The sequence below is a fragment of the Bacillus sp. YBWC18 genome, assembly GCF_002998775.1.
Classification (GTDB): Bacteria; Bacillota; Bacilli; order Bacillales; family Bacillaceae; genus Bacillus.
Genome location: NZ_PVRI01000003.1, coordinates 142,682 through 166,979, shown reverse-complemented (window position 1 = coordinate 166,979; position 24,298 = coordinate 142,682). Strand labels below are relative to the sequence as shown.

At 42.4% G+C, this 24,298-nt stretch carries 20 protein-coding genes; 10 read left to right on the top strand and 10 right to left on the bottom strand.

All coding sequences use genetic code 11. The features are described 5' to 3' along the window. The first annotated feature begins 10 nt into the window (after positions 1-10). Entirely contained in the window at positions 11-1,834 is a 1,824-nt protein-coding gene (locus C6348_RS10255; protein ID WP_106042926.1) for an acyltransferase family protein, read from the top strand. A 27-nt stretch (positions 1,835-1,861) separates the two neighbouring features. Here C6348_RS10255 and C6348_RS10250 read toward each other — a convergent pair whose 3' ends face one another. Both C6348_RS10250 and C6348_RS10245 read right to left on the bottom strand, forming a co-directional pair. Next, the gene (locus C6348_RS10250; protein ID WP_106042924.1) at positions 1,862-2,959 is read right to left on the bottom strand and encodes a saccharopine dehydrogenase family protein; all 1,098 of its coding nucleotides are present in this window, start codon (positions 2,957-2,959) and stop codon (positions 1,862-1,864) included. Continuing rightward, the gene (locus C6348_RS10245; RefSeq protein WP_034660508.1) at positions 2,956-3,663 is read right to left on the bottom strand and encodes a class I SAM-dependent methyltransferase; all 708 of its coding nucleotides are present in this window, start codon (positions 3,661-3,663) and stop codon (positions 2,956-2,958) included. Before C6348_RS10245 ends, C6348_RS10250 begins: the two co-directional genes overlap by 4 nt. Positions 3,664-3,792: 129 nt before the next feature. Here C6348_RS10245 and C6348_RS10240 point away from each other — a divergent pair, with 129 nt between their 5' ends. Next, entirely contained in the window at positions 3,793-4,800 is a 1,008-nt protein-coding gene (locus tag C6348_RS10240; protein WP_106042922.1) for a helix-turn-helix transcriptional regulator, read from the top strand. 36 nt (positions 4,801-4,836) lie between these two features. Here C6348_RS10240 and yidA read toward each other — a convergent pair whose 3' ends face one another. Next, positions 4,837-5,649: a sugar-phosphatase gene (yidA, locus tag C6348_RS10235; protein ID WP_106042920.1), complete on the bottom strand. Its 813-nt coding sequence runs from the start codon at positions 5,647-5,649 to the stop codon at positions 4,837-4,839. Between the two features lie 310 nt (positions 5,650-5,959). Between yidA and C6348_RS10230 the strand changes: the two genes are divergently transcribed. After that, a complete protein-coding gene (locus C6348_RS10230) occupies positions 5,960-6,319 on the top strand; it encodes a MerR family transcriptional regulator (RefSeq protein WP_034660511.1) in 360 nt (119 codons plus the stop codon). A gap of 144 nt (positions 6,320-6,463) precedes the next feature. After that, positions 6,464-7,447: a Gfo/Idh/MocA family protein gene (locus tag C6348_RS10225; protein WP_106042918.1), complete on the top strand. Its 984-nt coding sequence runs from the start codon at positions 6,464-6,466 to the stop codon at positions 7,445-7,447. 42 nt (positions 7,448-7,489) lie between these two features. On the opposite strand, the gene C6348_RS10220 is transcribed toward C6348_RS10225, so the two are convergent. Next, positions 7,490-9,004, bottom strand: a complete 1,515-nt coding sequence (locus C6348_RS10220; RefSeq protein WP_106042916.1) for a methyl-accepting chemotaxis protein — start codon at positions 9,002-9,004, stop codon at positions 7,490-7,492. 319 nt (positions 9,005-9,323) lie between these two features. Here C6348_RS10220 and C6348_RS10215 point away from each other — a divergent pair, with 319 nt between their 5' ends. Beyond that, positions 9,324-10,661: an amino acid permease gene (locus C6348_RS10215; protein ID WP_034660513.1), complete on the top strand. Its 1,338-nt coding sequence runs from the start codon at positions 9,324-9,326 to the stop codon at positions 10,659-10,661. Between the two features lie 32 nt (positions 10,662-10,693). Here C6348_RS10215 and C6348_RS10210 read toward each other — a convergent pair whose 3' ends face one another. The 5 genes from C6348_RS10210 to C6348_RS10190 all read right to left on the bottom strand — a co-directional run bounded on the left by C6348_RS10210 (position 10,694) and on the right by C6348_RS10190 (position 16,333). Then, positions 10,694-11,800: a DNA alkylation repair protein gene (locus C6348_RS10210; protein WP_106042914.1), complete on the bottom strand. Its 1,107-nt coding sequence runs from the start codon at positions 11,798-11,800 to the stop codon at positions 10,694-10,696. A gap of 89 nt (positions 11,801-11,889) precedes the next feature. Continuing rightward, the gene (locus tag C6348_RS10205) at positions 11,890-13,218 is read right to left on the bottom strand and encodes a GntP family permease (RefSeq protein WP_106042913.1); all 1,329 of its coding nucleotides are present in this window, start codon (positions 13,216-13,218) and stop codon (positions 11,890-11,892) included. Positions 13,219-13,242: 24 nt separating this feature from the next. Continuing rightward, positions 13,243-14,787: a gluconokinase gene (gntK, locus tag C6348_RS10200; RefSeq protein WP_106042911.1), complete on the bottom strand. Its 1,545-nt coding sequence runs from the start codon at positions 14,785-14,787 to the stop codon at positions 13,243-13,245. Positions 14,788-14,972: 185 nt separating this feature from the next. Next, positions 14,973-15,830: a MurR/RpiR family transcriptional regulator gene (locus tag C6348_RS10195; RefSeq protein WP_106042909.1), complete on the bottom strand. Its 858-nt coding sequence runs from the start codon at positions 15,828-15,830 to the stop codon at positions 14,973-14,975. Between the two features lie 164 nt (positions 15,831-15,994). Beyond that, complete coding sequence (locus tag C6348_RS10190; RefSeq protein ID WP_106042907.1) at positions 15,995-16,333, bottom strand: DUF3969 family protein; 339 nt, start codon at positions 16,331-16,333, stop codon at positions 15,995-15,997. Positions 16,334-16,875: 542 nt separating this feature from the next. Between C6348_RS10190 and C6348_RS10185 the strand changes: the two genes are divergently transcribed. After that, positions 16,876-18,552, top strand: coding sequence for a hypothetical protein (locus tag C6348_RS10185; protein WP_106042905.1), 1,677 nt, complete (start codon positions 16,876-16,878; stop codon positions 18,550-18,552). 15 nt (positions 18,553-18,567) lie between these two features. Here the strand turns inward: C6348_RS10185 and C6348_RS10180 are convergent, their stop codons facing one another. Next, on the bottom strand, positions 18,568-19,467 hold the full coding sequence (locus C6348_RS10180; protein WP_106042903.1) for a LysR family transcriptional regulator: 900 nt from the start codon (positions 19,465-19,467) through the stop codon (positions 18,568-18,570). A gap of 171 nt (positions 19,468-19,638) precedes the next feature. Between C6348_RS10180 and C6348_RS10175 the strand changes: the two genes are divergently transcribed. The 4 genes from C6348_RS10175 to C6348_RS10160 all read left to right on the top strand — a co-directional run bounded on the left by C6348_RS10175 (position 19,639) and on the right by C6348_RS10160 (position 24,293). Next, positions 19,639-20,634, top strand: a complete 996-nt coding sequence (locus tag C6348_RS10175) for a LacI family DNA-binding transcriptional regulator (RefSeq protein WP_106042901.1) — start codon at positions 19,639-19,641, stop codon at positions 20,632-20,634. 172 nt (positions 20,635-20,806) lie between these two features. Continuing rightward, positions 20,807-22,072 carry a galactooligosaccharide ABC transporter substrate-binding protein GanS gene (ganS, locus tag C6348_RS10170; RefSeq protein WP_106042899.1) on the top strand — a complete coding sequence of 422 codons (1,266 nt, stop codon included), beginning with the start codon at positions 20,807-20,809 and terminating at the stop codon, positions 22,070-22,072. 138 nt (positions 22,073-22,210) lie between these two features. After that, a complete protein-coding gene (locus tag C6348_RS10165) occupies positions 22,211-23,449 on the top strand; it encodes a carbohydrate ABC transporter permease (protein WP_003214698.1) in 1,239 nt (412 codons plus the stop codon). A gap of 1 nt (position 23,450) precedes the next feature. After that, positions 23,451-24,293 (top strand): sugar ABC transporter permease, encoded by an 843-nt coding sequence (locus tag C6348_RS10160; RefSeq protein WP_012011808.1) that lies wholly within the window; start codon positions 23,451-23,453, stop codon positions 24,291-24,293. The last annotated feature ends 5 nt before the right edge of the window (positions 24,294-24,298 follow it).

Sequence of the window (24,298 nt, the reverse complement as noted above, 5' to 3'; positions counted from 1 at the left end):
ATTCATTTTCATGAACAGCAAGGAAAATCGTTTACGTTATATATTAGGATTAGATGGGCTGAGGGCTGTTGCTGTATTGGCAGTCATTGCTTATCACTTACATATCGGACCTGCAAGCGGCGGGTTTCTTGGCGTTGATTTGTTTTTTGTGATTTCTGGATACTTGATTACGACGATCTTGTTACATAAGCAGGATCTGGGCTATCAAGAGCTTTTACCATTTTGGATGGGCCGGATCAGAAGGCTTCTTCCAGCTGCTTACGTGATGATTTTTTTAACCGTCAGCTGGTGTGCGATTGCGGGTTCGAATGCACTATTGTCCATTCGTGGCGATGCCTTATCGTCCTTTTTTTATGTCAGTAACTGGTGGTACATCTTCCATCAGCTGTCTTATTTTGATAGCTTCAACGCTGTATCTCCACTGAAAAATTTGTGGTCTTTGGCGATAGAAGAGCAATTTTATATCATTTGGCCGATTCTATTGATTGCAGGGCTAAAATGGGTGAAAAATAGATCCCATCTGCCAATGATCACCTTTGGCCTTGCACTTGTCTCCGCCTTATGGATGGCGATTCTTTATTCACCAGATACGGATCCAAGCAGAGTTTATTACGGAACAGATACTCGTGCATTTGCGCTCCTGATTGGGTGCAGCCTGGCATTTGTATGGCCCATGCAAAGACTGTCCAGCAAAAAGTTACTTCCTGTTGGCAGACGTATTTTACATATCGCTGGTTTTGGTTCGTTTGCGGTTTTTCTTTTGTGTGTTTATGCAGTGGACGAATTTGACGGCTTTCTCTATCAGGGAGGCATGCTTTTATTCTGTCTAAATGCAGCGATTTTAATTGCGTGCATCTGCCACCCTGCAAGTCTTTTGGGAAAATGGCTCTCCTATCAGCCGCTCGTCTGGCTCGGAAAGCGTTCTTATGGTATTTATCTGTGGCATTATCCCATCATCGTGCTGACCACCCCTGTCATTGAAATTGGACAGCCTTCTATGGGGCGTGTCGCATTGCAGATCATGGCCATTTTACTCATTGCAGAGGCCTCTTACCGCTTCATCGAACAGCCGATTCGCCGGCTTGGCTTCAGACAATATTTTGCCTCTTGGTCTATTTGGAAAAAGGGATTCAAACAATGGTCTACGTCTCATAAAGTGTTCCTTGGAATCGCAGCAGCTCTTTTGATCTTATTTACCATTGGCATGTCCAGTTCGTCCCATACGTCCCCACATGCCAAGGAAGTGACACAAATTAAGACGGCACCGAAAAAAGCAGGAGACTCTGCGGAACCAAAAGCTAAGAAAAAGAAAGAAAAACACGAGAAGAAAGCAGCAGATCAGAAACAGTTTCACCAAATTCTTGCTATTGGTGATTCCGTCATGCTGGACATTGCGCCGAATCTTGAAAAAGCATATGCACAAATCACCATCGATGCAAAGGTTGGCAGACAAATGAACGAAGCCGTCAGCATCGCTCCTCAATATGCTTCATTTAATCAATCTGATGCCGCTGTTATTATTGAGCTTGGCACGAATGGCTATTTTACTGAGGGCACATTGACAGCATTCATTCAGCAATTTTCAAAGGCGCACATTTTCCTTGTGAACACGAGAGTCCCAAGGTCTTGGGAAAATGATGTGAATGCAGTCATTCAGCGAGTGGCCGATCAATATTCCAATGTGGCCCTGGTCGATTGGCATTCAGCCGCTACCGGACAGCCCTCTTATTTTCAGCCGGATGGTGTTCACCTTTCAACAAAAGGCTCTGACACATTGACACAGCTCATTACAGCGAGCATCAAGAAAAAAGGAGATGTGTCATCTTCATCATAAAAAGACTAGCATCCTGCTAGTCTTCTTTTATACCGTCAAAAGGCTGGCTCTAACCGCTAACACCCGCTTTTCCTTCGTTGTTTGATCCACCAAAGCAAAATCACCGTTCTCATACGCTAGAGAAAATACTTCTTCGATATGAAAAACACCTGTCTGAAACCGCCTGCTCAATAAATGCAATGCCGCAGCAGAGGCGACTTGAGCTGTTGCTTGAGACTCATCGCGTCCTTTTATTCCAAGCGCTGCTTGATGAATCTTGTTCCCATCCATTCCTGTAGCCTCCACTTTCACTGCATATTGATCTGTTCCCATTTGAGCAGATTGAATCATGGAAATGGCTCGTTTCTTGATTTTCGGCACAGTGAGAAGGGACGTCATTCCGAGACTCCTTGTGAAGGCAAATGCACGCGTCGCCGCGCGGGAATCAAAACAAAGCCTTGTCGTCACAGAAGGCACGTGAAGCGTTGAAGGCAATGTCTGCTGATCTGAGAAGGGGAACTGATAGGCATGCCGCTTTCCAAGACTTCCACCAAAGTCTATCCGTTTACCTCCAGTAAAGCTTTTGACTCTTTTACGCTGATGATGCTTAGTAAGCACATAGTCAGTATGGACATGATCAAGCGTCCACTCAATAGCGGCTTTTCCATGCTGATCACCCAACCCAAGCATAATCCCTATATCTATTTGATTCACTGATGAGAGCATAGATGCTGCTTTCGCTGCCAATAAATTCGTAAGGCCAGGCGCAAGCCCGACACTGAGCAAAGCCGTTGCACCGATGTGCCGCTGATCCAGCTTTGCCACCTGTTCCATGTACGTTCCCTTTGCGGAGATATCTATATAATCAATGCCTGACCGCAGAACTGCTTCAGCAAATGACGGATCTTCTTGATCAAGACACATGATCACCAGCTTTGTTTTATCCATCCAGTCCGAATATAGCGGCTCACTGACATCTAGTTGATAAGGACGAACTTTCCCTTTTGACTGGCGTGAAAATTTCTCTGCCTTCTCATAGCTTCTGCCTGCCGCAACAATTTGTCCCGGATACACTTCGCTTAACTGTAGACATATTTGCTGTCCAACATGTCCATAGCCGCCAATCACCATCACCTGTGATCTCATTTCTCATCCGCCTCTCTTCGACCTCGCTTGCAAACAAGCCCTTTGATCATTCCTGCCTGAAAATAAGGTCTGATGTCTTCAAATCCCGCTTTGATTAAATGCTCTCTTATCTCTTCCTCAGGAACAGGGTGTGTCGCGTGTCCCAGCCTGTTTTTAAAGGATGTAAACACTTCTTTTTCTAGACCCTGCCGCTGCATGAAAAGAGAAAGCATGAAAAGCTCCTGTTGAAATGTATGGGACTTCATCTCTCCCTGTATAAATGCCAACACAAGCGGTGCATCTGGTTGAAGCCTGCGGGCAATCTCCTCTAAAAAGGGCTGGCGCTTTTCTATAAAATGAATCACAAGCAAACTCATCGCTGCATCGTAAACAGGTTCAGCAGAAACCTTATCTAATACGGTCTCATGCCATGTAACACGCGCCTCCATCTGAAGCTGTCCAACTCGCTGTTTCGCCATATCCAGCATAGAAGGTGACGGATCGATTCCTGTGATGAGCCAGTCTTCTTTTCTTTGAAGCATGTTGATGATCTCTTCGCCCCCGCCCGCTCCAACAGTCAAAATGCGAGAAGCCGCTCCCTTTACTTCAGTTTCTAATACGTCTATTGTCAACTCATGCAATAGCTGATAGCCGGGTACTTTATGAGCAATCGTGGCTGCGTATGATTCAGCTACGGGATCGTGCCAATGCTGGTTTCCTTTCATGTCCTTCTCCTCCAGTTCCTTTCCGCTTTACATCGTTTCCTGTACACTAACGGTATGACATCTTTATTGTAAAAAGAGACATCAAAAAACACGATCCCTAAAAGTGGGGATTTTTGAGGAGGAGATCATGTGACCAATCCAGCCACTCATTTTCAGCAGCTGAGACAACACATTCGGGACGAGCTTGCTGCCGTCCTTGATTTTGATGCCGCCTGTATCACGACCATTGATCCAGCCACTCTCCTCTCGACGGGTTCCTTCACAGATGAACCGATTGAAGAAATTCATGACCAGCTGTTTCAAAATGAATTCTTAAAAAAGGACGTGCATCTACATGAGTATCTAGCCAAAGGCCCTATTCATGCTGCGAGCTTAGTCCAAAGCGGGGAATATCTCAACAGTGATCGCTACAGAGACATTTTGTTGCCTAAAGGATGGTCTGATGAATTGCGGGCAGCCCTTGTGATTCAAGGAGAATGCTGGGGTATTGCCAGCCTATATCGTCTAAAGGACAAGGAACCTTTTCAAGAACAAGATATCCGAGCGGTCATCGAACAAACGCCCAGACTCGCAGCCAAGCTAAGAGATGAACTTTTCAAGAAAAGAGATACTGAAGAGGATGACGCAGCGAAGCAGCAAGGTTTCCTCATTCTCTCACACGATTACAATCTTCTTTATGGAAATGAGACAGGGCTTCATTGGCTTCATACATTTCAAGCCTTTGAACAAATCCATGACAAGGCGACCATGCCGCGCCCGTTCAGAGCATTAGGGGCTAAACTTTTATACGGAGGTATCGACCAAACAGCGGCAAGCATGACGAGAATGCCTACGGGGCTGTTCCTCTCTCTTCAAGCATTTCGATTAGCGCAGGCAGCCGGGCAGGAAGAGGCTGTCATGATTCACATCAAGAGAGCCCAAACAAATGATATTCTTCCTTATGCGGCAAAAACGTACCGGCTGACAGAAAGAGAGATGAACGTCCTCGACTGCTTATTAAAGGGACAGTCTACAAAGGAAATCGCCAGTACCTTATTTATTTCAACCCATACCGTCCATGATCATGTGAAGGCGATGCTGCAAAAGACAAATTTGAGCAGCAGACGGATGCTTGTTTACTTTTTCTCTCACATATAAAAAAGCGGCTACCTCACTGGTAGACCGCTTTTTTGTTTATTTTCCTAAAACTAACTCATGCAGGACATGTGCTACTCCGGCTTCATTATTGGATTTTGTCACAACATCCGCTACTGCTTTGACATCATCAATGGCATTTCCCATGGCAACGCCGCAGCCCGCAAATTCCAGCATCGATACGTCGTTCCCATTGTCACCAATGGCCATGACCTCTTCACGAGCAATTCCCAGCTCTTTCGCTAGAAGCTTCACGGCGTTTCCTTTGCTGACTTCAGGATGCAGTATTTCAAGGAAGAAATCTGTGCTTTTCACCATCATGTACTTGTCTTTTACTTCAGATGGAATGGCTTGTATCGTCTTTTCCAACCGTTCTGGCTGATCAATATACATCATCTTCGGAAGTCTCATTGAAGGATCTGCCTCTTCAACAGGTAAATATTTAAGCGGCAGCTTTGTTAAATAAGATTCAAGTACTGTGTATTCACTAATATCACGATTCGGTGTGTACAAATGAGCGGAATCGAAATAATGCATCGGTGTAACGAGCTCACGGCTCAGCTCATATAAAGAAGTCAAATCATCATAGGATAATGTCAGTTCTGACACCACTTCATTTGTATGACTGTTTTGGACAAGCGCCCCATTGTAGGCAATCACATAGTCTCCTTCTTGATTGAGCTGAAGATCATCTAGATAGCGATTCACTCCACCAATAGGTCGTCCTGTACATAATACAATCTTAACTCCCTCTGCCTTCGCCTGTTGAATGGCCTCAAACACCTCAGCTGTCACCATATGTTGATCATTTAATAACGTACCATCCATATCAATTGCAACTAATTTATACATTCACTGGTCCCCTTTTCTCAGCAAAAAACGTGCTGTCACTATTTTGAGCCATCATCTATATGATGACAGGCTATATCATTACTATTTACCTATTTTAGCCTATCGTTTTTTCATCACGCTGTCTACTTGTTCTCACCTGTAACAAAATTGTCATCTGCCTACTCTATTATATCGTATTCTATTCATCCTGCTTTAAACAGAGTTTGTGCCCTTTTCCAATGGGAAAATGAAAACAAATGTTCACGACTGAACATTTTGAAACTAGCAAATCTAATTGTATGATGGATAGCAAAGAAAGGAGGTGCAGGGAATGATTACGTTTACTAGAGGTAAATTGTCAAAACTGTCTGGTGTGCATATTGAAACCATTCGTTTTTACGAAAATGAGGGTGTGCTCCCCGAACCAAAGAGAGCACATAACGGCTATCGTTTATATGATAAAAAATATGTACTCATGCTTTCCTTTATCACAGAAGCAAGAAAGCTAGATTTCTCACTCAAAGAAATTCGCGAAATTATCAAATCACTATTTGAAAAACAATCAAAAACAGAAGCTGAACAGCTGCTCGAACAAAAAGTTGAGGATATTCAACACTCCATTCAAGAGTTAAAAAAGAGGAAGGCTGCCATTCAATTGTTAACAAAACAAACATTAGCGGACATCAGCTAATTGTAAGGGCTGCCAAAAATGTGCCGGTGTTTGCCACTGGCACCCCTCTCCGCCCAGGCCTCAAATGCACGTGTAATTCAAACATCAGTTATACTAGAGACAGCTTTACTGGATATCAAACGAGTGGAAGGGGTTTTGAGTAGAATGAACATTGCAACCATTGGAACAGGTGTGATTGTGGAAAGCTTCTTGCAAGCGATTGAACAGCTTGAAGGCGCTTCTTGTCATGCCGTCTATTCAAGAAAGGAAGCAACGGCAAAGAAGCTCGCAGACCAATTTGGTGTGAAAACAACTTATACGGACTTAACGGCTATGCTACAAGATCCGAACATTGAAGCCGTTTATATTGCATCACCGAATCGTTTACATAGCGAGCATGCCGCAGCTGCATTGGAACACGGAAAACATGTGATTTGCGAAAAGCCTTTCACCTCTAATGTCAAAGAGCTGGAAGCCTTAATCGCACTCGCAAAGGAAAAGCAGCTTCTCTTATTTGAAGCCATTACGACCGTTCATATGCCAAACTATCATTTGATTAAAAAGCATCTTCATCAATTAGGTAAAATCAAACTGGTTCAATGCAACTATAGTCAATATTCAAGCAAATATAATCAGCTGCTAGCCGGCGAAACGCCAAATGTCTTTAACCCTGAATTCTCCGGAGGAGCGTTGATGGATATTAATATCTATAATGTCCATTTCATCATGAACCTCTTCGGATCACCAGAACAGGTCCGCTACCAGGCAAACCGTCACCCAAATGGCATCGATACATCTGGTGTTTTGACTTTCACCTACAATGATTTCATTGCGACAAGTGTCGGCAGTAAGGATACAAGCAGCATGAATTTTGCATTGATTCAAGGAGAAAAAGGCTTCATTCATGTGAAAAATGGGGCGAATGGCTGCGAGGAAGTGTTACTTCATGTGAATGATCAGGTGACCTCACTCAATGCACAAACAAATTCAAACCGTCTGTTTTATGAAACAGAAGCTTTTCAGCACATCATTGAAACAAAAAATTATGAACAGTGCTATGCATGGCTTGATGAAAGTCTCTCCGTAATGAAAGTCCTTGAAGCTGCAAGAAAAGATGCAGGTATTGTTTTCCCAGCAGATCAATTTTAATCAAAAAAACCGCCTTCTATGCGAGAGGGCGGTTTTTGATGATTAAATACTCTTTGAATAGGCCACAAGGCGCTGAGACATGTGGTTCACTTCATCGACTGAAGCATTTACTTGCTCTGTTAAAGCAGCCTGTGTTTGCGTAAGAGCTGTCATGTTCGAAATATTTTCAAGAATTTCATCAATTTGCGTTTTCATTTCCGTTAAACTAGATTCGATATTCTCCGTTGCATTGGCACTATGAAGCGCCAGCTTACGCACTTCATCTGCAACGACTGAGAATCCTCTTCCTTGCTCACCAGCTCTCGCTGCCTCGATCGCAGCATTTAAACCAAGCAGGTTCGTTTGGTTCGCTACTTCTTTGATCAAGTCAGAAATATTTTTCGTCTCATCTGCACTATTTTTTGCTAGATTGGCAGCAGATGTTGACTGCTCTTGTGCGACAGCAAGCTCTTGCGCTTGGTTTGTCACAGAGCTGATGCCTGATACCATCTCGCTGATCGAACTTGAAAGCTGTTCTACTTGTGAAGCCATTTCATTCGCTGTTTTCTCTTTGTTCTTCTCTAACGTGATGTCACGAATGGTTCCAGCCACACGAAGAGGAACACCTTTTTCATCACGAATGGTTTCACCACCTGCATGATACCAGCGATACTCGCCATTTTTGCTCTGCAATCTGTAATCAATGTCAAATGGTGTGCGTCCAGAGTGATCATTTAAATGATCTGCAAAAGCTTGGAGAGCCTTTTCTTGATCCTCAGGATGCAGGCGATCGCTCCAGCTGCTTAACACGTTCGGGAAATCCTTTTCATCCGTAAAACCAAGCGTTTTTCTGAACTGCGGGGACCACCAGAACTCGTTATTCGGATTGACTGGATCGCCGGCCTCTACGACCATGTCCCAAGGAGCTTCCACAAGCGCACGGTTGATCAAGTCATATCTCGTCACGAATGCTTGCAGCTCTTCTTCTTTCAATTTCTGATCATGAATATCGAAAAGAGCTCCCGCTACACGAAGAGGGACACCATTTCGATCACGAATGGTCGTGCCAGTTGCTTTGAACCAGCGATAATCTCCGTTTTTCAACTTCAAGCGATATTCGATATCATATGGTGTACGTCCCGAATGATCCAATAAATGCGAAGAGAATGCATTTAAGGTATATTCTTGTTCATCCGGATGGATTCGAGATGCCCAGCTGTCTAAAACATTTGGAAAATCGTGCTCATTTTGAAAGCCGATCATTTTGCGGAAATCATCCGTCCATGTGAACTCATTTTTTGGATTGACCGGATCTCCAGCGACAACGATCATATCCCATAAACCAACTTGAATGGCTTTTGTCACTAAATTCATCCGCATTTGAATATCTTCATTTACTTCCTGCATCTTGTGCAAAGCTTCATTTATTTGGGCTACTGCTTCAATCGTTTGACTTGAAGAGAATGCAGCAGTATCTATTCTTGCTGAAAGGTCTCCCTTCTCAATTCGTTCTACTAATTGACTACTTTCATTTAAAAGGGTTCCCGACGATGAATCATTCGCTTTTCTCATAAACATCTTTCATAACTCCTTTCACTTCTTCATACATTTTTGAAATATTTTACAGTTATAAACAATTCTTTATTAGGACTTTAGTATTACAAAAGATATATCGACAAAAACTGAAAATTGTTTATGTCATAATGAAGGCAAATGTTCATTTTTTCACGAAGTTTCAGATTTTGGTGATGGATGATGGAAAGGATTTATGGAAAAAAACGGCTCATTTGAAAGAAACAACCGCCTTTTTTGTCTGAAAAATCTCTTTTTTTATATTGACACTGACGTCCCGAAAAAAGAAAATGGAACATAAGCATTTTTAAAAAAGGAGAACGTCATGAGCGCGAATCAGGAACAACAAGAATTAAAAAAGCTTTTATCACCGCGTCACATTCGCATGATTGCATTGGGCGGGGTCATTGGTACAGGAATTTTTAAAGGAAGTGCCGATACAATCGGTTTAGCAGGTCCAGGGGTCATCTTTTCCTATGTATTTGCCGGATTATTATTGCTCATCGTGATGGCAGCCTTAGCTGAAATGGCGATTGTCTATCCGGGAAATAACCTTCGCGACCTGATACAGATTGCGCTTGGTCAACGTTTTTCATTTGTCGTCGGCTGGGTTTACTGTTTCATGTGGCTCACTGTGTGTGTCATTGAGATTATCGCGGCAGGCAGCTTGCTTCAATACTGGATGCCGAACGTGCCGCTATGGTCACTATGTTTACTCTGCTCACTCTTAGTCATCGGAATTAACTTAAATAATGTAAAATACTTTGGTGAAATTGAGTTTTGGTTCGCTGGAATGAAGATTTTCGTTATTATTGTGTTTATTATTCTTGGTGCAGCCCTATTATTTGGGATCATTCCGAACGAACAAAGCACACCTGCACTCACCAACTATCAAAACTTCGTCCCGAACGGATGGGGTGCGATCTTTGCATCTTTATTAGTCGTTATCTTCTCTTACGGGGGCTCTGAATTGATCGGGCTGACCATTACAGAAACAAAGGATGCCGAGAAGGTCTTGCCTGGTGTTGTTAAAAGTATGATGTGGCGTATTATCTTATTTTACACTTTGCCGATTTTGATCATCTGCGGACTCATTCCTTGGAATCAAATTGATCCAAATAACAGCCCATTTGTTCAAGTCTTTTCAGCAGCCGGTATGCAAGGCGCCTCTCACTTCATTAATTTTGTATTAATTACAGCCGTTTTATCTGCGGCCAATTCTGGCATTTATGGAACGACGAGAATGATGCATTCTCTCTCTAAATCAGATGGCGGTCCGAAAAAGCTGGCACAGGTCAATAAAAGAGGCGTACCCATTTTGAGTTTATGGGTGACCGTTCTGTTTCTTCTCATCGGAACATTCTTTGCTTACTTATATCCAGAGCAAATTTTCAGCTATATGCTGGCTATTCCTGGTTTTGCTGTTTCACTCATTTGGATTAGCATTTGCATGGCACATTTGAAACTTCGCCCGAAATATCCACAGGAGCCGTATTTTAAGGTGTGGCTGTTTCCGTATTTGACTTTATTTGCAGGTCTTGTACTAAGTGTGAGTTTTGTGATGTTTCTATTCAGACCAGAAAACTTGCCTAGCTCGATTATCAGCATCGGTTTCTTAGTCGCAGCCATCATTGCTTCATTCTTAATGAAAAAGAAGGCTTAAACGCTAAAACCCGCCATTGAGGCGGGTTTTTTTCATGAGCTGCTGGCTTCTGTCACTTTAAAATCAACCGACGCTTTTGGGATACCGTTGATGATAATCGATAAAGTATGGGTTCCCTCATAATGTTTTCTCGTCGTCATATTTTGAAAAGACTGTGACCTGACGAATTCTCTATGTAACGCTGAGCCTTTTTCAAACTCTGTAATTTTAAATACCTTCTGATTGCGGGTCCCCCGAGCTTTGACGTAGTCTATGGCATACTCTACACGCAGCTTTAGCGGCTTATCGGCCTGAAGTGTAAAATGAAAAGTCATTTTCTCACCGATCCGAATAGGGTCTTGCACTATCTTCAAATCCGTTACCTGAACGGATGGATCGTCTCCATAGCCAAACAAAGCCATGATATCTGGATCTCCTTTTTTGAGTAAAGTACGGGATGCATGTTTGACAATCCAGTTCGTATGTTTGTTAGTTCCATACCAGTTTTGAACTGTCTGCTTCATCAGATCAGGCTGAATTGCTGAGATATCATTTAGATGGTTCGCCACACTTTTTTGCACATACCGCGCCGAGTCAGACTTCAAATTTTCCAAAATCGGCAGTGTGACCGAAGGATTTTTTTTAAGCGAAGGAACAGATAAGCCCCATGGCAGACGCGGTCTGCAGCCTTCACTAGCAAGCCTCCGTATATGCTCATTTTGATCCTGAGACCATACGAGCATTTGCGGCAGCATTTTGTCTTGATCTTGAATCAGAAATGGCCGAACGGCAAATTCAGAAGTGGAAAAAGGCGTGAAGAATTCGAGCGCCTTGATCGAGAGATCCCAATGTGCAAGGCCATATGTCTCGACATAGTCTGGAAATACGAGCGCACTAAGCCCTGAAAAATGCGGGGCTGCCTGACGCAGTACCTCAATTGCCTGCTTATAATCCTCAGGCAGACAGGCATGCATCGATTCAGTGACTCTTCTCATCCTTCCTTTTAACTCAAGCTGCTGCCAATCCTCTTGAAGCACGAGCCGCTGGAATTGCTCAGCATCAAATACAGTTGAAGCCTGCGTAAGTTTCTCCGCTAATTCTTGAATAAATAATTCATGGTACACATGTTTTAATGGTTCGATCGTGTCCGCCTCCCACATCTCAATATCATTATTTTACCCCAATCTGAAGAAAGTGGTATCACAACAAGCAAAAACAGCCCAATTCCAAAGAACCAGGCTGTTGTTCGCTATATAAACATATTAATGATCATAATAAATGCAATGGCACTAACGGAAATGATCGTCTCCATAGCCGTCCATGTCAAAAACGTCTCTTTAATGGTCATACCAAAATACTCCTTGATCAGCCAAAAACCAGAGTCATTGACGTGAGATAAAATTAACGAACCCGCTCCTGTTGCTAACACAAGCAGCTCACTGCTTACATCCGGCATAGTTGCAGCAATTGGGGCTACAATACCTGCTGCCGTCATCATAGAGACCGTCGCAGATCCTGTTGCTACACGAATCACCGCAGCAATTAGCCAGCTTAGCAAAATCGGTGAAATCGGCGAGTGTTTGGCTACATCTGCAATATAATCACCAACGCCCGAATCAATGAGCACATTATTGAAAGCCCCGCCTGCTCCAATGACAAGCAAAATGGAAGCGATGGGTCCTAAGCACTCGTTGCTAAATGAAAGCACTCGGTCACGGCTCATTCCTTGCATAAAGCCAAGACTGAAGAAAGAATACACCGTTGCAATCAGCAGTGCTGTAATTGGATCCCCGATGTACTTGAATACCTGGAACCACATATTGTCCTCTGGTAAGATAATGTCCGCCAATGTGGCAAGAAGCATCAGAATCACCGGCACCAATATGGTAAACATCGTATTCGCAAAGCCGGGGAGCCTTCGATCTTCATTTCGTTCCGTGAATTGCTTCCTCAGCATCTCCGGAACTGGTTTATGTATCCGTTTTCCAATCCACTTACCATACAGCGGTCCAGCAATAATCGCTGTTGGCAATCCGACAATTATAGAAAAGAAAATGGTTTTCCCCACGTTGGCATGATAGATGCCAACGGCTGCCATTGCCGCTGGATGAGGCGGCACTAGTCCATGCACGACAGACAAGCCAGCAATTAACGAGAGCCCAATTGTCACGAGCGAGATGCCTGTTTCAATGGCAATTGTAAAAAGTAAAGGAATGAGAAGAACGAAACCGACCTGGAAAAAGACAGGTATCCCCACGATAAAGGCAACAAACATCATTGCCCAATGCACATTTTTCGTCCCAAACCGGCCGATTAAAGTTTGAGCTATCCGCTCTGCTCCCCCTGATTCAGCCATCATTTTCCCAAGCATTGTACCAAGCGCTAGAACAATGGCCAGCAATGATAACGTATTGCCTAATCCCGTTTTAATCGATTGAATGATTTCCTGCAAATCCATCCCAGCAGCAAAGCCCACTAGCATCGAAGTAATAATTAAACTCACAAATGGATTCAGCTTAGCGACTGTAATGAGAATGAGTAAAAGGACAATCGCCGCAATCACGATGAATAAAAGCATGTTCTCCCACCTTTTCCCTGATGTTTAACGATTTTGTTTTAATTGCAGCGCACTAATGACATCAAATTCATCCTTCAGTTTGTCGTAGAGACGCTCATATAAATAAAACAGCTCTATGTAAGTTTCATTGTTCTTCATATTAGGTTCATGACGAGCAGAGATTCGAATCCACTCTTGAACCTCTTCTATCTCTTCCATTTGACCTAAACTATAAAGTGCAAGGACAGCTGCCCCAAGTGCTGACGCTTCATAACTTTCTGGAACAAGTACTTCTCTGCCCATCGTATCCGCTAAAATTTGCCGCCACAGCGGAGATCGTGCAAATCCGCCCGAAGCTCTGACATCCTTTGCAGAACCGGTTAAATCTCTTAAAGCAACACCGATCGAGAAAACACTCATAATGACGCCTTCTAACACAGCTCTAATAAAATGCTCCCGCTTATGCTGGAGACCGATCCCAAAGAAGGTGCCTCTCGCATTTGGATTCCAATAAGGTGCACGCTCACCCGATAAAAATGGCAGAAACAGCAGTCCCTCTGAGCCTGCTGGAATCTTTTCTGCAATATCCATCATTAAATCGTAAGGGTCCACACCAAGGCGCTTTGCTACCTCCACCTCTGAAGATCCAAATTCATCCTTCAGCCATCTCAGCATGATCCCGCCATTATTGGTCGGTCCTCCCACAACCCAATGTTTATCTGTTAGCGCATAGCAGAACGTTCTTGATTGCTCATCTGTGATTGGTTTGTCTACAACCGTACGGACCGCACCGCTTGTCCCAATCGTAACAGCCACCTCTCCTTTTCCAATCGCGCCAACACCTAAATTCGCTAGAACGCCATCATTCGCACCAATCACAAATGGTGTATCTTCTTTAATGCCCATGCGCAGTGCAATCTCAGGCTGAAGTCCTCTCAGCTGATACGTCGTTGGGACAAGTTCAGACAGTTGACTGGCTTCAATTCCAGCAATACGAAGCGCCTGTTCATCCCATTGAAGCGTTTCCAAATGGAACAGACCTGTTGCTGAAGCGATTGAATAATCGACGACATACTGACCGAAGAAATGATAAAGAATATATTCTTTGATAGAAATAAATTTCGCTGCCTTCTTGAAGAGATCAGGTGTCATTTCCTTGATCCAACGTATTTTTGAAAGCGGTGACATTGGATGGATCGGCGTGCCGGTTCTTTTATACACTTGGAAGCCGTCCATGTCTGAAGTGATTCGCTTCGCTTGTTCTGCACTTCTGTTATCTGCCCAAATGATACTGTTCGTTAACGCCTTGCCATCCTTATTCATCACAATCAAGGAATGCATCGCTGTACTAATCCCGACGCCTATGAGATGTTTTGCATCAAATGCTGCTTTCGTCAACGCACCTCTTACACTTGCAATGACGGCTTCTAATATAAGTTCAGGGTCCTGTTCAACCCATGCTGGCTGGGGCTGAATGAGATCATAAGGAACCGAATGCTTTGCTATCACTTTCCCCTGTGGTCCAAACAGAACCGCCTTTGTACTTGTTGTTCCAATATCCAAACCAATTACCGCCTGGTTTCCCTTCATCTGTATCACGCCCAATCATTGATTTGAAATCATATTTTATTGTTTTGATATACCTGTTAAATCCCATTATAGGAATAATTTTTTCGACATTCAACGACTAAAAAGAAAATTATTTTCACTTAAAAGCTCAAAATCGTTACCACAACGGCCTTTTTCACTAATAGAAAAATTTATTTTTGAAACCATTACACCCTTTTTTGTGAAATGGTTTCTCTCATTTGTTTTAAATTGGTTAAAGTTTCCTGCTGTCTTAAGTGAGCAAGTGCAAAGTATAGTACGTCAATGACAGTGAGCTGAGCAAGTCTTGCAGACATCGCTTCTGTTCGAAAAGCCGTTTCCTGTGTCGAAGTATACAACGTGACATCGGTAAGCTGGCTCAATGGAGAGCGCTGATAGCTTGTAATACCGATGGTTTTCGCTCCTTTTTCCTTTGCTGTTTTCATCGCATCGAGTAAATCTTTATTACGGCCAGAATGAGATATACCGATCACTGTACTGTGCTGGTCGAGAAGACCGGCAGACATCGCCTGGAAATGAGAATCGGTGTGAACAATACAGTTGATGCCTGTCCTCATAAATTTATGAAAAGCGTCTGTTGCAATGAGTCCAGACCCACCACTCCCATAAAACTCTAAGCGTTTCGCTTCATGTATGATTTGTATGGCCTTTTCTACATCCTCTGGATTCAACAATTGAAAGCTATCCTTTAAAGCGGATATATTCGCCTGAAAAACCTTTTGCATAAAAATCGCTGTATCATCATCAAGACTCATTTCTTCATCTACATAATTAGGCTTTGTTTGGTCTATTTCCTGGGCAATAGCAATCTTCAAATCTTGAAAGCCCTCAAATCCAAGCCTTTTACAAAGACGAAAAATCGTTGCCTCTGAGCTCGCTGTCTTTTTCGCAAGTTCTACAATAGACAAATGGATGATGTCGCGGGGCTCACTCGTAATATGTTCTGCAATTCCTTTCAGCTTTGGCGGCAATCCCCTGCTTGCTGCTCGTATTTTTTCAATACTACTTAAACTAACAGAAGCCAAATGACTTCACTCCTCCCTTATTGATGTGAACGCATACATTTCCTCATGTTCCCATCTTATAAAAAAGAAGCCTGTTTGCACAGACTTCTCTTTTTATGAATTCATCGTTTTGATCAATAAATCAAAAAAGATTTACTCAAAATTTTATAATATACACTTTTAGCTCAACAATCTACCACATTATTTTCAACTTCATTTTCTATATTTCTTTCCAAAAATCTTAAGCATTTTACCCTTATTTCTTCTAAACTATCACTTAATTCATGTGGTATTAAACTTTCTACATCTTCAAGTTCTGTTCCCAAATGAAGTATATTTATCAGTTCTTCATTTATCCCTTTCTTTTTTAAAACATCGATTGTTCGTGGACTGAACATGAGCTTTTCCGCTTCTTCTATAGTGATTAAACCTTCTTTTAGCGATATGATTATACCAATGATATTTATAACAATAATCCTATCTAAATCTTCATGTGAAGAATATTTGAGTTCAATTTTATTCATAAATCATTTCACACTCCAACCTTTTCACATCATACACCAAACCAGATTTACTTTGAAAATAATGTATGGAAACCTTTTTTCCGTCTTTATATCCATCTTTATATACTTTTTTCCAAGTCCCTCCTTCAATCTGTTTTAACTCCGATAACAATTTTTTATTATTTACTGTAACTTTTTTAGTCTACAAAAATAGTACGGATGACAAGACCCCATACTGCATCGGCTTCTTTATAACCAATTTGTACACTTTTGTCATTTGAAGAAGCCTCTCGATTAATATGGAATGTTACAGACGGTGAGAATAACGATACAATTAAAGTAAAAATAATTAGAAAAGGAAAATGATATATTTGAATGACATAACAAAATATTCACTATAATCTAATCATGTAGCGCAAGGAAAACTTCACCTAAACTTCCGATATATAATTGTCTTTTAAACTCATTTTTTTATAAACCTTATCTGTATGATTCTTATGAATCTTTTCCCCGTCTCACTCGTATATACTAAAAGAGTGATTGATTTGAAAGGAGATCTGTTTGTGGGATATATTTTGTTATTTTCGGTTGTGATTGGTTTGATTTTGACCCTTTTGCTCACACCGCTCAGATTGTTCGTTAGAAAGAAAGGAACAGAACAGCAGGTTCCGCTTATGTGGATTGCAGGCCTTGCTTTGCTGTTCATGGTCGGTATTTTTGTTTTCTATTACATCACCAATTTAGATCGTAACCCTTCATCCCTATGGTTGATTGGACTTGTTGTGACAGCAGCAGGCGCCTTTTTGTCAGTTGGATTGGAGCGTAAGATCAAAGGCGTGCTGTTTCTTATTCTATTACTGCTCGGTGTTTATATGGCGACAGCTTTTCTATTCAATGCGAATGAGAAATTTGATGTCTCCAAAATGGAACAAAAAGTGGAAATCAAAGCGTTTGATGAGACGGAAACACCTGCAAGTGTACCGCCTCAATTCGCTCGGAACAAAATGAAGAAATCGTTTGGACAGGTTCCGAACACAAGCTACTATGAGCTTGGCAGCCTGCAAATCCAGAAGGTCAACGGTGAGTATGTGTACATCGCCCCAGTGGAATTCTCGGACTTCTTTAAATGGATTCGTTCGGGCAGTACGCCGGGTTACTTTACATTAAGTGCGACCGACTCATCTGCTAATCCAAAGTTTGTAAAAACAGAGATGGTTTATACGCCTTCCTCTTATTTCAACAAAGAAATTGAGCGGCATATCCGGCTTCAGTACCCTGATTTGATTTTCTACGGCGACACCCAGCTGGAAATCAATGATGATGGTAAGCCTTATTACATTCGCACGTATGGCGATTTTATCTCTGCCCGAAACGGCTTTAAAGCTTCAGGCGTAGTCGTTGTTGATGCCAAAACAGGTGCAACGAAGAAATATGCTCTAGATCAAGTACCTGCTTTTATTGATGGCGCTGTTTCACCAGAAGCGGTCAGTCTGCAAAACAGTTATTTCGGAAACTATATTCACGGGTTCTGGAACAGTATGTTTGGAAAATCAGATGTGAAGCTGCCTTCAGATGAAGGAACAGAAGCCAATGTAAGTCCAGTGTTTGATTCAAAAGGAGATATGTATTACTTCACAGATTTCACAAGTCCGAAAGAGGGCGTTGATTCGATGCTTGGGTATGCCCTGACAAATGCCCGGACAGGAAAAGCGACTTATTATACCGGTAATCTTGAAGAGTCCTACATGGATTCTCAAGGCGCTCTGCAAATTATTGAAAAACGATTCATCGAGAAGAAATGGAAAGGGCGCATGCCCATTCTCTATAATTTCTATGGAGAAGCCAGCTGGCTCACACCGGTTCTCGATTCAAATGGATTCCTGCAAAACTACTTTATCGTTTCTGCAGCCAATCCTGAAATCGCTGCGTACGCTTCAACACCAAACGAAGCATTGAGAGCCTATAAGACAGCTCTTCAAAAAGGCGGCGGCACCGTCAACAGTTCATCTAAGCAGGAAAAGAAAGAAGCTACAGGAAAAGTCAAACGAGTCTATAAAGAAAAGACCGGTGATTATACAACCGTCACCTTCCTGCTAGACGATGGAAAAAGCTACACCATGTCATCTGAAAAAGAACCTCTCGTCATTTATTTAAAAGAAGGCGATCAGGTCACCATGAAATACACAGATACAGGTGAAATCTTCCTTCCAGTTGATGAAATCAAAATCAAAGGATTATAAAAAAAGACGTTTCTCCTACTGAGGAGAAGCGTCTTTTCTCTCTTTCCTTAACAATTCAACGAGCAACTCTTTATTTTTATTTCCCCCTGTCATTGGTGACTCGACATAGGAGAATTTTCGTTTGAAATCCATTCCTCTCACAGAAATGACAGCCAATTCACCGCCAATGCTGCCTCGCTGGAGGACATATTTAGATAAAACGGAAAGCCCCATTCCGTGGATCACAGCTTCTTTAATCGCTTGATTGCTGCTAAATGTCACAAAGGTCCGTGCTTTCAGTCCATTTGATTTCAGGACGTGCTGTAAGTATTCTCCGGTACCTGATCCCTCTTCTCTCGTGATCCATGTTTCGTTCTGCAGTTGATCAATCGTGACATCCTTTTTCTTAGCAAAGGGGTGATCTAATGGCGCCACGATATAGAGCTCGTCTTCTAGAAAAGTTTCGACAGTTAGTTCTTTGTCATTGGTCTGTCCTTCGATCAAACCGATGTCAACATGGAATAAGCGGATATGTCTGGCGATCGCCTCTGTGTTATCAATGACCACCTCAATATCAACATGCGGATAGAGCTGATGAAACTCTGCCAATATTTGCGGCAGCACGTACTCTCCAATGGTGAAACTCGCCCCGATTGTCAGCTTCCCTCTTGCCAGATGATGATGCTCATAAATATCCTGCTTCGCCTGTTCATATAAACGAATGATTTGTTTTGATCGATGGTACAGCATATCCCCAGTTGGTGTAACCGTTAATTGCTTTGGCGAACGATTCAGCAGAACGGTCTGGAATTCCTGCTCCAAGTTCTTAATATGAAGACTGACACTCGGCTGAGAAATCCGCAGCTTTTGGGCTGCTTTTGTAAAGTTTTTCTCTTCCACAACTGTCACAAATGTCTTCAGTGCATCGTAATACATCGGTCCCTCTCCTATCAGAAATCTTAATCCAAAACCTTTCATATATATATCTTACTAATTCCTTCCCAGTGCGTAAAGAAGCGCTTACTGAAAACAATTTAATAAAAATATTTACTAATTTTTTTAAAGACTCTATACTAGGAGGAGATATTTTCTATAGGAGGTGCTGATTTGGCAGCTAAAATAAAGGACATTGCTGAAAAAGCTGGATTATCCATTGCGACTGTATCTCGCGTACTGAACCAAGATCCCAACCTATCTGTCACGGATCAAACACGCGAAAAAGTATATGCCGCCGCAGAAGCTTTGTCCTATCAAAAGAAAACATTCAAACATTCATTAAAAAAAATCGCCTTTCTCTATTGGATGACCGAAAAGGAAGAGCTTGAAGATATTTATTTTAAATCCATTCGACTGGGCATTGAGGAACTGACCAATACTCGGAGTTTAAATGTCACCGCTTACAATCCATCTGATGGGCTTCATTCCATTGATCCTTCTACAGAAGGGATCATCGCCATCGGCCGATTTAAAACGTCAGAGCTTGACCAATTATATGCGATCACCCATCACATCGTTTTTATTGATACGTCACCGGATGAAGACCGTTTTGATTCTGTAAAGCCAAACCTGAAACGAATTGTTGAAAAGATCATCGATTCTTTTATTGAAAAAGAGCACACATCTATTGGATTCATTGGCGGCACAGACCTTGATCTGAATACGAATGTGCATATTCCAGATATTCGCGAAACGACTTTCCGTGAATATATGATGGCTCACAATGTCCTTGATGAGCGATTGGTCTATGTCGGTCACCATTTCTCAGTAGATGAAGGGTATTCGCTGGTGATGAAGGCAATTGATGAGCTTGGTGATGACCTGCCCACCGCTTTTTGTGTCGCTAGTGATCCTCTTGCCATCGGCTGCTTACAAGCATTAAACGAGCGCGGATTTTCTCTGCCGAACCGCGTGAGCGTCTTTAGTATCAACGATATTCATGTGTCTCAATATGTGTCACCACCGCTCACCACGTATCATATCCACACGTCTTTACTTTGTGAAACAGCTGTCGATTTACTGTTAGAAAGACTTGTGGACGGCAGAACATTACCGAAAACTGTGCTGATTGCCTCAGAACCTGTCTTTCGAAAAAGTACGATATAAACAACTAGAAGCCCCGTCCAATGTGGAGGGCTTCTTTTCTCTCTATATGAGTAAAAAATTTTACTTAATAAATTTAATAAAATGTGTTTACTTTTTTTACTTAAGTTGATATTCTCACATTAAGTAAGCGTTTTCTTATCATCTGTGAAAAAAGAACGAGAGGGGATTACCAATGAAAAAGGGAAAATGGGCGACATTATCAGCAGTCGTTGGTACTGCTGTGCTTCTGCTTTCAGCTTGCGGACCGGGAGATGACAATTCAAGCGGTACACAGCCGGCATCTACAGGTACAAAGACCTTGCTAGTGTGGGAGGATGTCAAAAAGTCTGATGGGATTCAAGACGCTGTAAAAGAATTCGAAAAACAAAATGATGTGAAAATCAAAGTGGTCGAAAAAGCATATGCCGACCAAGTTGAAGCTCTCCGTCTAGATGGTGCAGCCGGGACAGGTCCAGACGTCATCACGATGCCTCACGATCAAATTGGATCAGCTGTCACTGAGGGGCTATTACAGGAAATCCAGCCAGATCAAAAAGTGATTGACTCCTTCACAGACGAATCGATTCAATCACAAACGGTAAACGGCAAGCTGTATGGCCTTCCTAAATCCGTTGAAACGACGGTGCTTTTCTATAATAAAGATCTTGTCAAAAAGGCACCAACGACACTTGATGGCTGGTATGATCTTTCGAAAAAGCTGACAAAAGACGGAAAGTACGGTTTTGTTGCGAAATGGGATGAAATTTACTATGCACAAAGTGTGTTAGGCGGATCAGGGGGCTATATTTTCAAGCAGAAAAGCGACGGCTCTTATGATGTCAATGATATTGGTCTGAACAACGATGGCGCCATCCAAGGCGGAGAATACATTCAAAAATTCTTTAGCGAAGGGCTTTTCCCGAAAGGCATCATTGGTGAACAAGGAATCAATGTCCTCAACTCCTTATTCACAGAGAAAAAGGCGGCAGCTGTCATTTCTGGTCCATGGTCATTTGGTCCATATAAAGAGGCGGGTATTGACTATGGCGTGGCCGAGCTGCCAACACTCCCTAACGGAAAACATATGAGCTCATTCTTAGGTGTAAAGAGCTACAACGTCTCCTCTTATTCTAAAAATAAAGAACTTGCTGAGAAATTTGTTGAGTTTATCACGAACGAAAAAAATTCGAAGAAGCGCTTTGAATTGACAGAGGAAATTCCACCAGTGAAAAAACTGATGAAAGATCCAATCATTACGGAAAACGCTAATGCGGATGCTGTTTCAAAACAAACGAAATATGCCACGCTGACACCGAACAATCCTGAAATGGCAGAAGTGTGGAAGCCGATTGATAGTGCATTAGGTCTCATTGCAACTGGTCGTACAGATGTGAAAAAGGCATTTGATGATGCGGTCAATCAAATCGACTCTCAAATTAAAGCAAATCACTCCAAATAACCATCAAATGCGGGTAGTCTATCAAACTGCCCGTAGTTGATCTAATTTCATATGAAGTAGGTGTTAGACGTGACGGGTAACCTTGAACTAGACCGCACACACACAGTGGAATCAAAGACACACCGGAGACGGGCGCTAATGTTCTCCTTTATACCCGGGATGGGGCAGATATACAACAAACAATACGGCAAAGGGGCACTCTTTTTCCTGTTTGGCGTCTCTTTTTTGATTGTATTTTATGATTTATTCAATATTGGCTTTTGGGGACTGTTCACACTGGGGACGATGCTGCCTCGTGACAACTCTGTTTTTCTTTTAGCCAAAGGGATTATTGCGCTGTTAACAGCTGGTTTTGGTATCGGCTTTTATGTACTCATGATGCGTGATGCTTTTATGAATGGAAAGAAACGGGATCAAGGGGTACCGCTTCATTCCATCCGTGCTCAATATCATCAGCTCATCGATCAAGGCTTCCCTTACTTAATGAGCACTCCTGCTTTCTTTTTACTTCTATTTTCTGTTGTCTTTCCTATTATGTTCAGCTTTGCGCTTGCCTTTACGAACTATGATTTATACCACTCGCCTCCTGCCAATCTGATCGACTGGGTAGGAATCAAGAACTTTCAAAATATCTTTTCCATTGATATTTGGAGAGACACCTTCATTGATGTACTTGGCTGGACCGTCGTATGGACTTTGGCTGCGTCGACCCTTCAATGTGCCCTCGGCATCTTTTTAGCGGTTCTGCTCAATCAGAAGGATTTAAAGGGAAAACGGTTTTTTAGAACCATTTTGATTCTCCCTTGGGCTGTTCCGGGCTTTGTGACCATTTTGGTGTTTGCTGGACTGTTCAATGATACCTTTGGTGCCATTAACAATACACTTTTTGCATCGATAGGGATTGATCCAAAACCATGGCTGACAGATCCATTTTGGAGCAAAATTGCCCTTATTGCGATGCAGACTTGGCTTGGATTTCCTTTTGTTTTCATTATGACAACAGGCGTTTTGCAGGCGATTCCCGAGGATTTATATGAGGCTGCGACCATCGATGGAGCCAATTTTTTTCAGAAATTCCGGTCCATCACGTTACCGCTTGTTCTCTATTCCATTGCACCCATCCTTATCACACAATATACGTTTAACTTTAACAACTTTAATATTATCTACTTATTTAATGGCGGGGGACCGCCTGTTGCGGGGTCAACCGCTGGAGGAACGGACATCTTGGTTTCTTGGATTTATAAACTTACGATGCAGTCTTCTCAATATGCGCTCGCTGCGGCTGTCACGATTTTACTTTCAATCTTTGTCATCGCCATTGCACTCTGGCAGTTTAAGAGAACGAATTCATTCAAAGAGGAGGACATGATGTGATATGGGATCAAAACAAAACAAGCTCATTCGCCTGAGCATTACTTATTTTATCCTTTTCATTGCCTCCATTTGTATTCTATATCCACTGCTTTGGACAATCGGAGCTTCCTTTAATCCTGGAAACAGCCTCATGAGTACAAGTATGTTTCCGAAGAATCCAACGTTCAGCCACTTTACCGAGCTCTTTTTCGGTCAGGGAGCACTTTATGCAAAATGGTATTGGAATTCAATGAAGATCAGTATTGCGACTATGCTCTTAACGTTAATTCTTGTCAGTTTTACAGGCTATGCCTTTTCCAGATTCCGTTTCAAAGGACGGAAAAATGGGCTGATGCTCTTTTTGCTGCTGCAAATGATTCCGCAATTTTCAGCGCTGATTGCGATTTTTGTTTTGGCTCAAATGCTTGGACTGATTAACAGCCACCTTGCACTGATTTTGATTTATGCAGGCGGGCAAATTCCGATGAATACGTATTTAATGAAAGGCTATCTTGATGCGATTCCGAAGGATCTCGATGAATCAGCCAGAATGGACGGCGCAGGGCATTTCCGGATTTTCATCCAAATTATTATGCCGCTTGCTAAGCCGATTTTGGCGGTTGTCGCCATCAACTCTTTTACAGGACCACTGGGTGATTTCATCATCTCCAGTGTCATTGTCCGCTCACCCGAAATGTATACGCTCCCGATCGGTCTGTACAATCTTGTGTCAGACAAAATGGGGGCCAGCTACACGACCTTTGCAGCCGGGGCTTTACTCATTGCGATTCCAGTCGCTTTATTGTTTCTTGTTTTACAAAAACAATTTGTATCCGGCCTCACACAAGGCGGGACAAAAGGATAAGGGGA